The organism is Sphingobacterium sp. UBA7249, from assembly GCF_002472835.1.
Classification (GTDB): domain Bacteria; phylum Bacteroidota; class Bacteroidia; order Sphingobacteriales; family Sphingobacteriaceae; genus Sphingobacterium; species Sphingobacterium prati.
Genome location: NZ_DKST01000028.1, coordinates 336347 through 349384, shown reverse-complemented (window position 1 = coordinate 349384; position 13038 = coordinate 336347). Strand labels below are relative to the sequence as shown.

The 13038-nt window shown below is 39.1% G+C and carries 15 protein-coding genes; 5 read left to right on the top strand and 10 right to left on the bottom strand.

The features are described 5' to 3' along the window. Positions 1–56: 56 nt before the first annotated feature. Positions 57–1169, top strand: coding sequence for an acyltransferase family protein (locus B4A24_RS20955; protein WP_293946916.1), 1113 nt, complete (start codon positions 57–59; stop codon positions 1167–1169). A gap of 7 nt (positions 1170–1176) precedes the next feature. Here B4A24_RS20955 and idi read toward each other — a convergent pair whose 3' ends face one another. The 6 genes from idi to B4A24_RS20925 are packed head-to-tail and all read right to left on the bottom strand — an operon-like array spanning position 1177 to position 5867. Next, positions 1177–1689 carry an isopentenyl-diphosphate Delta-isomerase gene (gene idi, locus B4A24_RS20950; RefSeq protein WP_293946915.1) on the bottom strand — a complete coding sequence of 171 codons (513 nt, stop codon included), beginning with the start codon at positions 1687–1689 and terminating at the stop codon, positions 1177–1179. 12 nt (positions 1690–1701) lie between these two features. Then, on the bottom strand, positions 1702–2427 hold the full coding sequence (locus tag B4A24_RS20945; protein ID WP_293946914.1) for a lycopene cyclase domain-containing protein: 726 nt from the start codon (positions 2425–2427) through the stop codon (positions 1702–1704). Beyond that, positions 2427–2885 (bottom strand): sterol desaturase family protein, encoded by a 459-nt coding sequence (locus B4A24_RS23965; protein ID WP_293946913.1) that lies wholly within the window; start codon positions 2883–2885, stop codon positions 2427–2429. Before B4A24_RS23965 ends, B4A24_RS20945 begins: the two co-directional genes overlap by 1 nt. A 9-nt stretch (positions 2886–2894) precedes the next feature. Beyond that, a complete protein-coding gene (locus B4A24_RS20935) occupies positions 2895–3731 on the bottom strand; it encodes a phytoene/squalene synthase family protein (RefSeq protein ID WP_293946912.1) in 837 nt (278 codons plus the stop codon). A gap of 3 nt (positions 3732–3734) precedes the next feature. Continuing rightward, a complete protein-coding gene (locus B4A24_RS20930; RefSeq protein WP_293946911.1) occupies positions 3735–5213 on the bottom strand; it encodes a phytoene desaturase family protein in 1479 nt (492 codons plus the stop codon). Positions 5214–5225: 12 nt separating this feature from the next. After that, positions 5226–5867 carry a MarR family winged helix-turn-helix transcriptional regulator gene (locus B4A24_RS20925; RefSeq protein WP_293946910.1) on the bottom strand — a complete coding sequence of 214 codons (642 nt, stop codon included), beginning with the start codon at positions 5865–5867 and terminating at the stop codon, positions 5226–5228. Between the two features lie 481 nt (positions 5868–6348). Here B4A24_RS20925 and B4A24_RS20920 point away from each other — a divergent pair, with 481 nt between their 5' ends. Beyond that, entirely contained in the window at positions 6349–6810 is a 462-nt protein-coding gene (locus B4A24_RS20920) for a VOC family protein (RefSeq protein ID WP_293946909.1), read from the top strand. A 193-nt stretch (positions 6811–7003) separates the two neighbouring features. Here B4A24_RS20920 and B4A24_RS20915 read toward each other — a convergent pair whose 3' ends face one another. The 4 genes from B4A24_RS20915 to B4A24_RS20900 all read right to left on the bottom strand — a co-directional run bounded on the left by B4A24_RS20915 (position 7004) and on the right by B4A24_RS20900 (position 9680). Beyond that, a complete protein-coding gene (locus B4A24_RS20915) occupies positions 7004–7507 on the bottom strand; it encodes a hypothetical protein (RefSeq protein ID WP_293946908.1) in 504 nt (167 codons plus the stop codon). A gap of 68 nt (positions 7508–7575) precedes the next feature. Then, complete coding sequence (locus tag B4A24_RS20910; RefSeq protein ID WP_293946907.1) at positions 7576–8394, bottom strand: helix-turn-helix domain-containing protein; 819 nt, start codon at positions 8392–8394, stop codon at positions 7576–7578. Positions 8395–8412: 18 nt separating this feature from the next. Continuing rightward, positions 8413–8814 (bottom strand): GlcG/HbpS family heme-binding protein, encoded by a 402-nt coding sequence (locus tag B4A24_RS20905; protein ID WP_293946906.1) that lies wholly within the window; start codon positions 8812–8814, stop codon positions 8413–8415. Between the two features lie 74 nt (positions 8815–8888). Then, positions 8889–9680: an SDR family oxidoreductase gene (locus tag B4A24_RS20900; protein ID WP_293946905.1), complete on the bottom strand. Its 792-nt coding sequence runs from the start codon at positions 9678–9680 to the stop codon at positions 8889–8891. Positions 9681–10111: 431 nt separating this feature from the next. Here B4A24_RS20900 and B4A24_RS20895 point away from each other — a divergent pair, with 431 nt between their 5' ends. The 3 genes from B4A24_RS20895 (at position 10112) to B4A24_RS20885 (ending at position 13018) form a co-directional block, all read left to right on the top strand. Further along, positions 10112–10681 carry a Crp/Fnr family transcriptional regulator gene (locus tag B4A24_RS20895; protein ID WP_293946904.1) on the top strand — a complete coding sequence of 190 codons (570 nt, stop codon included), beginning with the start codon at positions 10112–10114 and terminating at the stop codon, positions 10679–10681. 6 nt (positions 10682–10687) lie between these two features. Next, on the top strand, positions 10688–12370 hold the full coding sequence (gene ilvD / locus B4A24_RS20890) for a dihydroxy-acid dehydratase (RefSeq protein WP_293946903.1): 1683 nt from the start codon (positions 10688–10690) through the stop codon (positions 12368–12370). An 87-nt stretch (positions 12371–12457) separates the two neighbouring features. Then, on the top strand, positions 12458–13018 hold the full coding sequence (locus tag B4A24_RS20885; RefSeq protein WP_293946902.1) for a Crp/Fnr family transcriptional regulator: 561 nt from the start codon (positions 12458–12460) through the stop codon (positions 13016–13018). Positions 13019–13038: the final 20 nt, after the last annotated feature.

Below are 13038 nucleotides of genomic sequence, written 5' to 3'. Positions count from 1 at the left end.
TCACCGACTCTTTCAAATATGTATGAACGAATAGATTAATACCGTAGCCAAGATCAATGAATATCACAAAGCTTTCAACAAAACCACACTACCCGGTACTTGATGGATTACGTGGAGTCGCTGCAATCATCGTTGTCACCTTTCACTTGACTGAACCATTGGGAACTGGTCACCTCGATATTTTGGTTAACCATGGTTATCTGGCGGTTGATTTTTTCTTTCTATTGTCTGGCTTCGTGATCGGTTACGCATATGACGATCGCTGGCAAAAGTTGACAATTGGTACATTCCTCAAGCGTCGTATCGAACGTTTACAACCTATGGTTATACTGGGTATGACACTTGGAGCAATTGGTTTTTATTTTACAGATTCGACAATTTGGCCTCTCATTCACACTGTTCCATTTTGGAAAATGTTATTGGTAATGCTGATTGGCTATACGATACTACCTGTTCCATTATCATTGGATATACGTGGTTGGCAAGAAATGCATCCTCTCAATAGCGTCGGTTGGTCATTATTCTTTGAGTACATTGCTAATATTTTATATGCAATCGGTATCCGAAAGTTGTCCAAAAAAGCTTTGGGTGTTTTTGTTTTCATTGCTGCTGTTGCATTGGCCCATCTAGCTATTACGAGTCCGAATGGTGACGTTAGTGGTGGCTGGACTTTGAACAGTGAACAGGTGTACATCGGTATTACAAGAACGATGTATCCTTTTTTTGCCGGATTGTTACTTTCAAGAATATCTACTCCCAAGCGAATTAAATATGCGTTTTTATGGTGCAGCATATTAGTGGCAACAATCCTATACATGCCCCGCATAGGTGGGGCTGAGCGACTTTGGATGAATGGTATCTACGAGTCCGTTTGTATAATAATTCTTTTTCCAGCTATTGTTTATCTAGGCTCCAGTGCTGTAATCAATAGCGCTCTGGAAAAGAAAATATGTAAATTCCTAGGCGATATCTCCTATCCCCTTTATTTAGTTCACTATCCACTTGTATACTTTTATGTGGCTTGGATCAGCAACAATAAAGGTGTGACAATTGCACAAGTCTGGCCTTATGCTTTACTGATATTGGTGATCAGTATCATACTCGCATATATTAGTCTGAAATGGTATGACGAACCACTACGTAAATGGCTTAGAAAAAAAATTGGATAAAAGGGGACTATATCCGATTTATCACCTGCGGGAGAGCCGCCTTAAACCAGTATGTGTAATACTCTGGATGAACGGAAATATCTGCTAGAACCTCATCAACCGGACACCACCTAAAATCAGCGGCTTCTGCTGGATTGGGTATAGGGTCTGCACTGAAATACCCGGTAAAAACGTGATCGTACTCGTATTCGATCAGGTTATTCTCTACTTCAGCATGATAAATAAAGGAAAAAGAAAAGGTCAGTTGGCAAGAAATACCCATTTCAAAAAACAATCGCTCCTGGGCACTATCCAATAGGTCCTCTCCAAGCTGGGGGTGTGAGCAGCAGGTATTGGTCCAAAGACCACCTCCATGATATTTATCAAACGCACGTCGCTGGAGGAGTAACTCTCCGCTACCGTTAAAAATAAAGATTGAAAAGGCACGGTGTAGCAGCCCCTGCTGGTGTGCGGATAGCTTATCCATCTGCCCAAGTGCTTGATCGTTTTCATCTACGAGCACAACGTTATTTCTGTTCATAATTTTAATTTTTTAAGGGCGAGAACTGATAAATTGTGCTTGTCTTGTTCGCCCTAATTGTCTGCCCTGAAATTTTTTGAAAAAATAAAGTACCAATAAAAATTGGCTATATCCGTATACCGCATCCTCAATCGGAATTGTGAGTATCCGAATCCCCATAAAATCTGCTGGATTATAATTGACTATCGGCGATTCCAGCCCTGTCCCCGTAAGTATGCCATTAACTGGCAAAAAACCCAACATAAGCAATGTAAAAACCAAAGAGGCCTGCGTGATCCATTGTACACGTAATACAAAATGGAAGATCAATAGTGTCAGGATGGTCACCACTGCTGTGACAACTGTATATATTCGGTCTGCATAGCGGAGAGCTACTACAGCGCAAATGATAACGCTCACAAAGACCAATATATTATTAAATGCACTGAGCTGCTCCAATCTGAAAAACTTACTTATGCAGAAATAGGTGAAGATACAGGAAAAAGGAATAAAAATAAAAAACAACCATTCTTCCAGAGGCAATCCTGCAATCACTACCCCTATCGTATAACGGGTATCGAACCACCATACACCACGACTGGTAAACCAGATGTCCCAGGCGATAAAAAATATCGCGACGAGGGCTGAAGCCTTGAAAAATGGAATAAATTCACGATCGAATCGAAGCCGCCTGTCGAAGGAGGCGACAAAACAGATTACTACCGTAAAAAATAAGATAAGTGAATAAGTATATTCCATCACGCCTTTTCATTATTACTGTACATTTTAAAATATTTCATCGGAACATATAAGAAGCCGAAACATTCACCTTCTTCCTTGCCTAAATGCTTATGATGTTGTTTGTGGGCACGACGAAGTGCCAAAAAGTAACGATTGTTTGTTTTGCTCAGCAATTTGAACCGTTGATGGATAAAAATATCATGTACAAAGAAGTATGCCATACCGTAGAGCATAATCCCCAAACCTATATAAAACAGATAATTGTAATCCTTTAGCGATCCAAAATACATTAATGCAATGGTAGGAAGCGCAAAGATGACAAAAAAGTAATCATTCTTTTCCAAAAATCCCGCATTACTATGGTCATGATGATCTCTGTGCAATATCCAAAGAAAACCATGCATAATATATTTATGAATAAGCCAGGTAGCGCCCTCCATAGCAATAAAAGTGATCAATATGGTAATAAAATTCATATCTCTATTTTATAAATAAGCCGTTTTGTAACGCAAGTAACTTTTTAAAGCAACGTAGGCTTTCTCTGCATTCGGAACTCTAATTCTATTTTCCAGAATTTCTTTTGAAGATTTTTTCCGGATCTTGGCAAATAACGAAAGATAATATTTGTAAGCCAGATAAACACCAAATTTTGCCGATGTAGGCAATTTTTTAATTCCCAAAAGGGCTTCCTTAAATTCATTGTGAATTTCATCCTCAATCTGGCTTTTGAGTGCGTTGTCGAAAACGGTCATATCCAAGTTCGGAAAATAGGTACGCCCAAGGACATGATAGTCATCTTTAAGATCCCGCAAAAAGTTTATTTTTTGAAAAGCAGAACCAAGTTTCATCGCATAAGGTTTTAACTCCTGGTAATGTTGCTTGTCTCCTTCCGTAAAAACCTGTAAGCACATTAATCCGACAACTTCTGCAGATCCATAAATATATTCTTTATAACGTTCGGAGTTATAATCCACCTTGTTCAAATCCATTTTCATACTATGGAGAAATTGACGAATAAGATCACTATCTATGTTATATTTATGTACCGTCTCCTGAAAGGATTGCAATATTGGATTTAAAGAAATGCGTTCCTCCAACGCATAGCTTGTTTCGAGATATAGCCTTCCCAGCAAGCGCTGCCTATCATAACCATGGAAACTATCCACAATTTCGTCAGCAAGTCGCACATATCCATAAATGGCATAAATACTGTCGCGAATACTAGGCTTCAGCGCCAAAATACCAAGAGAAAAGCTGGTACTATACTTTTCAGTTGTTTTTTTGCTTACTTCATAAGCGAGTTCATCAAATAGTTTCTTCATATCTTATAATTTACGAAAGGATTCAATGGCTTCTTTGGCAACAATTTTTCCCGATATAATAGAGGGTGGCACGCCTGGTCCAGGCACAGTAAGCTGCCCCGTATAAAAAAGATTTTGAACGGATTTGTTTCTAATTTTCGGTTTCAATACTGCGGTCTGTTTCAAGGTATTTGCGAGCCCATAGGCATTTCCACCATAAGCATTATAATCCCGGACAAAATCACTGACACAATAGCTCCTTTTATATAAAATCTGCTGATAGAGATTTTTTGTACCGGTTTGTTTTTCGAGGCGTTCGAGCATATGCATCAGATACTCCTCACGGGTTTCTTCGTTATCCAAGATGCCGGTTGCCAAAGGCATCAACAAAAAGAGGTTCTCCTGACCGGCCGGGGCAACATCCATATCCGATTTTGATGGACAACAGGCATAGAAAAGTGGATTTTCAGGCCATTTTTTATCGGCATAAATGCAGTCAATATGGTCATCCAGAGGATACTCGAAGAAAAGTGTATGATGTGTCAGGTTAGCTATGGATGATTTCAGTCCGAGGTAATAAATCAAGCTGGAAGGAGCAAATGTCCTACTTTTCCAATATGCGGCATCATAATTCCTAAACTTTTCGGGTAATTGCATTTCAATATGATGATAATCGGCCGAGGCAACCACGAGATCAAATTCTTGATTTTCGCCATTAATCCTGAGCGAACGGATCTTTTTGTTTTCTATATTTATTGCATCGACATTATGGTTAAAATGGAATGTTACACCCTGCGCTTCGGCTACCTGCTGCATAGCCAATACCAATTGATAAAACCCGCCTTTGGGATAATGTGTTCCTAGTGCATAGCCGCCATAATTCATCAAGCTATATAATGCTGGGATATCCTTGGGAGAAGCCCCCAAAAATATAACCGGAAATTCCATCAGCGTACGTAGTCTTTCGTCAGTAAAATATTTTGCGACATAAGATCTAAAACTAGAAAGCAAATCCAATCTGAATGCGCTCCGTGCAATTTTGGGAGATATGAATTCGAACCAACTATGGCAAGGTTTATTGACAAAATCACGCATCCCTACTTCGTATTTGAATTTTGCGGCATGCATAAATTTTTCAAGTTGCGCCCCGGCCCCAGCTTCAATGCTTTCGAAGAGCCGCTTTAACTCTTCATACGACTCCGGAACACTGATCTTTCCAGAAGAAAAAATCATTTCAAACTGTGGGTTGAGCGACATGAGATCAAAGAAATCTGAGCTATTGTAGCCAAAATCCGAGAAAAAGGATTCTATAATATCGGGCATCCAGTACCAGCTAGGGCCCATATCAAACTTAAAGCCCTCGGGCGTAGAAAATTGTCGAGCACGTCCGCCCGGCTGTCCATGCTTTTCAAAAACATGAACAGCATACCCAGCTCGACCCAAATAGGCAGCAGCCGAAAGCCCCGAAAAACCTGCACCAATGACAGCTATTTTCTTCTTCATTTTCTTTCGAATTTATATGTTGGCTCCATCCAACAATTTGTTAGTCGCAATATTTTTATCATAAATTAACTGATGGAAATCCTTAAGTTTATTCAACAAGTTTATCAATATCATCTTTTCATTATAAGTAAGATCGCCAGAAACGAGCTGTGTAGCATGACGTATTTTCTCCATTTGTTGATCCAATACTTTTGAACCGGCTGATGTCAGGTGAATTACTTTGCTACGCTTATCCATATCAGACTCATCCTGACTAATCCATCCTTGCTTGAGCAAACGGTTAATAATGGCCATACCGACTGGCTTTTCATGGATATTGCGTTTGATCAATTGCATCTTTGTCATCTCTCCAAATGATTTCAATGTAATCAAATAGATAAATTCCTCTTGTGTAGAAAAAGCAGATCCCCAAATAGCAGCTTTTGAATAACTTTTTGCAAATCTGTTCATATGCACAATTAATGTACTTATCACACTCTCCGGACTACGCCCGTTTTCTTTACCTTCCCATTGCGGTTCAGCTAATAAACCACTTTGCTTGCTTACCACCCAGCATTTAAATCCCTCAACATCATGACTATAGCTACCATTCTTATTTTCATCTTCGAATTGCTCAATCAACGGCAGCATTTGTTGTAAAAGTTTATACTTCATAAAACTATATTAGAACATAAATATACTATTATAGTTTTATTTATTTTTAATTTACACAATTTTGATATATAAATATACTAAATAATGCATTTTAAATGAAGACTATACAACTAATTAGAGCTGTTATGACGCCAATGAAGTCGCTTGTAGAAAATAAGGCCGTTAAAAAAAAGAAATAAAAGGGTTATGCCTTATCAGATTTGCTAGGACGCCGTACTTTTTTAATGACCCACCTAGCCGTGAATGTTATTCTATTTCTTACCCTATGGAAAGTTGACTCAAGAACAAATCTTTTAAATTTGTAAGACTGGCAAATCAACAAAATTCAAAACGTTTTCCATTACAGCAGGGATAAAAAACAGAAATGGCTATGAAAAAATACTGGGAATTTGCATCAAGGGACATAAATTGAAACAGCCGGGGATAGTCGATTTTTCAGTTCTACAGAAAATAAAAAAAATAACCAAAAAATATAAAAGCTATGCAAAAGATAATTCCAAACCTTTGGTTTGACAGCAACGCACAGGAAGCCGCAGAATATTACGTGTCGGTTTTCAAAGATGGCAAGATCATCAATATTACTTATTACCCGAATTCAGAAACCGAAGGACTGGCTGATTTCCAGAAGGATTTCGCCGGAAAAGTGCTTACCGTTGAGTTTGAGATTTTGGGAATGCGTTTCATCGGGATCAATGCCGGACCGATATTCAAATTTAACGAGGCTATTTCGCTGATGATCCCATGTAAAGACCAGATTGAAATAGACTACTACTGGGATGCTCTGACATCGGAAGGAGGACAAGAAAGCGTTTGTGGCTGGCTGAAAGACAGATACGGATTAAGCTGGCAGGTTTCTCCCGAAAATTGGGAAGAGCTCAACAAAAGACCAGATGCGTTCAAAAAAATGATGGGAATGAAAAAGATCATTATTGCTGATTTCTGAAAACAAATTGATTATGGCTAAAACGCATTTTAAATCCATTGAAGAATATCACAGTAATTAGTCATGATCCGAAAAACTTCAGCGCTTTTATTATTTATATGTTTAGTCAATCTGCTTTAAGCACAAACAAAAATTCACGGTCTCGTTTACCTATATGTAGGCTGGTTCTACGTGAACTTGCGTTGCAGTATTCTTAAATTGGTAGATTATTTTGAGAAAAAGCTGCTAAACAGAGTTTTAATCGGCTATGCAAGAAAACATCGACAAGTAACAAACCAAAGAACATCAACGCAAATCCAATAGACAAGCCCTGGAAGTATTCTTTTGAAATGCTGAAATAGCCTATTATTGATCCTGCACATAAAGCGGCCCATAAATATTTGGTCAGGGTGTAACTTCTATCAAAACCTTTTATTTTTTTATATTCCTGCATTAAAGTTTGAGAAAGGTTCTGATGATACGACTTCTCCATATCTGCAGAATATTTAGGCTTTGATGACAACATAAAACTAGCGTATCCCAAATTCACTACAAATAAAAAGCTGAGTGGTAGGGCTATTCCTTTTTGTAGAACGCCTCCATTTTTTACAAGAAAAAACAAAATGGGCAAAACAACAAAAATAGAAATTCCCATCATCCATTTTCCCTGTAAAATATCCCCCTTGACCCACATAATTATATGTTCGACGTTATTCATTTTATCTGATTAATAGTGTTGTACTGTTCTTTTAGATCTGGTGAAATACTGATTTCATTTTTGAATCACTAATCTTCTATTTTTCTAAGGTCAGAGGTTGTAAAACCGTATTTTTTCTTAAATGAAAAATAAAAATGTGAAAGATTCTCGAATCCGAGATCCAAATAGAAATCTACGGGCTTTCGCTTAAGATATTTTATAAAATAGTAAGCTTCCTCAAGGCGACGTTCAAGAAGCCACTGTTTAGGTGTCGCATTAAATGCTTTATTGAAATCGCGTTTAAAACTAGAAAGACTCCTACCTGTTAGTTTGGCAAATGCCTCGATAGAGACATTAAACATATAGTTCTGTTCCATAAAATCCTGCAGATCTATCTTGTAGGGAGATGAAAAATCAAACAAAATCTGTTTAAAATCAGGGTTAGCTTGCAAAAGCAGCTCTATTGCTTCCCTGATTTTGAGATCTGCTAACTTTGGAGTAGCTTCTTTTTTCTTGTTGATGTATGGTGCAAGCGAAATAAAATAGCTTCGAATGAAATCGTCAGGTTCAAAAAACAATCTTTGCCCCCCTGTATATCCGTCTTCTACTTCAATTTTATTTTCCAGCGCATATTTATTCAGAACTTCTCTATCCAGCGTAATAGAAACAAATTTATACGCTCCTGACTTTGACGGGTATTTTGTTGTGCGGATCAACTGATTTTTTCTAATCAATACAATCGTATTTTCAGGAACAACCGTCGTTCCCCCCGGATAAACAGCGTGTGTCTCTCCTGAGAGCTGAAACCCTAGTAGGTGCTCTGGGATAAACTCCTCATACCCCCTATGCTTGTCAAACTGACAGGAGTAAACCAGTCTGTCAAATATGATCTCCCTCGTACCATCCATATTTTAAAAATTTAAATTTCAGGAAATAGAAACTGCTCCTGCCATTGCAATTTCTTTATCCTGATCTGGGCTTCCGCCTGAGGATGCAATTGCTCCAATTATCTTGCCATCCTTATTTTTGATCACTACACCACCAGCAATAGTCATTAACCCTTCATTGGAATTCAACATTCCAAATCCATGTATATCTGCCCCGGAAACAATGGTACCCATAGTGTCACTATCTACGCCAAACATGACAGCTGTTCTTGCTTTTTTTACTGCGAAATCGATAACACCGTAGACACTGTCAAGTCTGCCAAACGCCACCAAATGACCACCCGTATCCACTACGGCAAGGCTCACAGGAATATGGAGGGACTTGGCTTTTTCTATAGAAGTATCCAAAGCTTTTGCAGCCTCATTATATGTAATATTCATCTTGTTTTTGATTTTAATATACGTATGAGTATGCGCAATATTAAAACAATATTGCACATACAGGCTATGTTAAATTAACTTTTTGCAGTCCAAGCTTCCACTTGCAACTGTTTTACAAAATCTTCTGTTTCTTTGGGATGTAAATTTCTGAAATTGCTGTTGTCATCGAGCGCTACATTTACGATAACGTCCGCCATTGATTCAGGGTCCAGCTGATTGGCTAAAGATTCTGCCGTACCATCAAAAACCGAAGGTGGTGTAAAATTGGTTTTCGGATTGTACCAACGGAAAATAGTATCTACACCACGATCGTTAAATCCAGTCCCAAATATACCAGGATTACATGTAGCAATCTTGATATTAAACTGGGCTAGTTCTGTCTTCAAACCTTCGGCAATTGCTTCCATGGCGTGCTTAGAAGCACAATAAGCTGCAACATAAGGTACCGTCCACAATCCGCCCATTGAAGTGGTAAATACGATTTTACCTGGTTTCTTCTGATCGATAAATTTTTTAATAAAACCTTGTGCAAGTTCCAGCCCCCCAAAAACATTTACATCAAACATGGAGCGGATAAGATCAATTGGCTGCTCGGCAATAGGTCCTCCTTCCATAATTCCAGCATTACTGATTAAAATGTCAATATCATATTTTCCAACGATGTAAGCAATATCACGCGCATCGGTAACATCTAATTTGTCAACAATGAATTCTATCCCTTGTTCTCGACCTTCTCTAATCAGGTCGCTCATTTGGGGATAAATCTGAGCTGTGGCAATAATTTTGTATCCTTTTTTCGCTAGCGCAAATGCTGCGATTTTTCCAAACCCACTTGCAGCGCCTGTAATTAAAATTGTCTTGCTCATCTTTTTTGTTTTAAATGTGATTAATCTTTGTTGTGTACCTAATGTTACGTACTATTGCAAAGTTCAATTAAATTAAACGAACAAGTATTGGTTATACGTCCAATTTTGTCATGCTATGAAGTTCATTCCCTCTAGCTCTTCATCCACTGACTGCTATCTACTTACTCGATCAGCGAACTAAACCAGGACGCAGTTGTTTGCTACGATCGACGAGTTCATAAAGTATCAGCATATTCCACTTTATTCCAAGGAGGTTCATATTCGGCGCAAAGTACTGATCGAAAACACCATACTTTAACGCCCGAATAGGTTATCCATGGGCAACCTATTCTCTATCGGCCAAAAAAAGATTCGGAGCTAACGATTTTGACTAATGTCAACAGCTTTATCCTAATATTTGCTGCATCTTTGATGCTGTAGAACAGTAAGCGATGAAAGAACAACTTTTGCAATTAATACGGGAAAAAGTAACGTTAACCGAAGATCAATTAACGGAGATTATAACGTATTTCAATCCTGAGTCAATAAAAAAGAATGAGCATCTACTCGAAGAAGGTACTGTTGCGGATCGTCTTTTTTTTGTCAGCAAAGGTTGTCTACGTCTTTATTTTCGAAACGACGACCTATCGTCCGCAACTCGCTTCATGGCTTTCGAGCACACATTTTTGACCTCTATTGTCAGCTTTATTTCTAGACTGCCGGCGACAGAATTTATTCAAGCCGTAGAAGATAGTGAGGTGCTCAGCATTAGCCACGCCGACTTCTCATATTTGAGAGCCAATATACCCGAATGGGACAAATTTTATATCTACATCCTGGAATATGGATTAACAGTAATAAACAACAAACTCAGTAGCTTATTAACTCAGACCGCAAAGGAACGGTATCGGGACTTACTGAAAAATAATCCCGAACTGACACAGCGATTGTCCAATGCTAATTTGGCTGCCTATCTAGCCATATCTCCTGAAACATTAAGCAGACTGAAATCTAATATATAAAATGAAATGAGAAGCGACGAAGTAAAAAAAGGTTATCAACGTACCCCCCACAGGGCATTGTTGCGGGCAACGGGACTGAAAGATGACGATTTTTGTAAGCCATTTATTGGAGTAGCGAATTCATTCATCGAAATAATCCCTGGGCATTATTTTCTTAATAAGGTTGCTGAAATCATTAAAGAAGAAATCAGAGCTAATGGATGCGTCCCGTTTGAATTTAATACGATCGGCATAGACGATGGTATCGCAATGGGCCATGACGGGATGTTATACTCGCTACCTAGCCGCGAACTGATCGCCAACTCAATTGAAAGCGTCATGAATGCACACAAATTGGACGCGATGATAGCGATTCCAAACTGTGATAAGATCGTACCGGGAATGATCATGGGGGCTCTCCGAGTGGATGTACCAACGATCTTTGTAAGTGGTGGCCCAATGCAAAAAGGCTACAGTAAAGATGGCTCTGCAATAGACTTGGCCACCGCTTTCGAAGCTGTAGGTAAACATGAAGCTGGCATTCTTAATGAGGACGAGCTTAAAGATATCGAGTGTAACGCATGCCCTAGCGGAGGGAGCTGCTCAGGCATGTTTACTGCAAACTCCATGAATACCTTAATGGAAGCTATGGGTATTGCATTACCCGGAAATGGTACAATCTTGGCACTGACACCTGAGCGGGAGGATCTGTATCGGAAGGCGGCCAGAAGAATTTGTGAAATCGCTAAAGACAGTCAACTTTCAAAACAATTCAAGCTTAAAAATATCATCAATGAAAAGGCCATACAGAACGCTTTCGCAGTAGACATGGCCATGGGAGGAAGTACTAATACGGTGCTCCATATGCTCGCCATAGCGCATGAGGCCGATGTCGATTTTCAGCTTAGCGATATCAACGTGATCGCTCAACAAGTATCGCACATTGCGAAAATATCACCAAGTTTAAGTAATATTCACATGGAGGATATTCATCGCGCCGGCGGGGTAAATGCTGTAATGAACGAAATGACGAAACGAAGCAACCATCTGCTCCTGGATAATAAAACAATTACCGGCCAAATGTTATTCAAAAGGATTGAAAATGCAGAGATCAAAGATACAACGGTCATACATACTATTGATAATCCATATAGTCATGTTGGTGGTTTGGCTATTCTATATGGAAATCTCGCTGAGCAGGGCGCCGTAGTGAAATCCGCAGGAATTACAGGCGACAGAAAATTTACCGGGACTGCCATTTGCTACAATAGTCAAGCCGAAGCTATTGCGGGAATCCTCGCAGGCGATATTAAAGCAGGCAATGTAGTAGTGATTCGCTACGAAGGTCCTAAAGGCGGCCCCGGGATGCAGGAGATGTTGACGCCGACTAGCTTAATCATGGGAATGGGATTGGGTAGCTCTGTCGCATTGATAACGGATGGCCGATTCAGCGGCGCTACACGTGGAGCCGCAATAGGCCACGTCTCACCCGAAGCTGCTGAAGGCGGGGTCATTGGCTTACTACAAAATGGAGATTTAATCCATATCGATATTGACAACTACCTCCTTTCAGTGGACCTTAGTCAAGAAGAAATCCAAATACGCCGGAAAAATTTTATTCCTATCAGTAAAAAACTGAATTCTAAATGGCTAAGCCAATATCGTCAACTGGTGGGCAATGCAAGTTGTGGTGCTATATTAAAATGCTAAGTTTGAAATTATCACCTTAACTAGGATTTATTTTGAGCATAGAATTCTGATCCAGCAATATTCCCATTTTTTTTATATTTGAACAAAATGGAACTCATACCCTATCTGCTTAAGCACACAAAATTAAACAGGACCGAATGCGAAGCTATCGACAACGCTTTTGCTACAGAAACTTTTGCGAAAGGAACCATATTATCACAGCCAGATAACCATCACCAAAATGTTTATTTTGTTGAAAAAGGATTGTTACGCGCTTTTTATTATTTAGATGGAAAAGATGTCACCCATTATTTTTTTGATGAGAATAATTTCTTGGTATCCTTTGAAAGTGTTTTTTTTAACCGTCCCCACCCCTATGGCAAACAGGTTTTGGAAGAAACTTGTTTGCGTATCATCCCTTACAGCAAACTCGATGCCCTTTGTAATGGTATTCCCACTTTTAAAGACTACCGGTTGAAGGTATCCCTGCAAGTGGTTAGTATGTTATCGGATAAAATCCTTTCACTGCAATTTCAATCTGCCGAACAACGCTATAAAAATCTGCTCGACAAATTCCCAGGCATATTACTACGAGCCCCTCTGGGATATATTGCATCTTATCTGGGTATCACGCAACAAACACTAAGCGTGATTCGGGCAGGCAGGTGATTTCATTTTTTAAGATATAT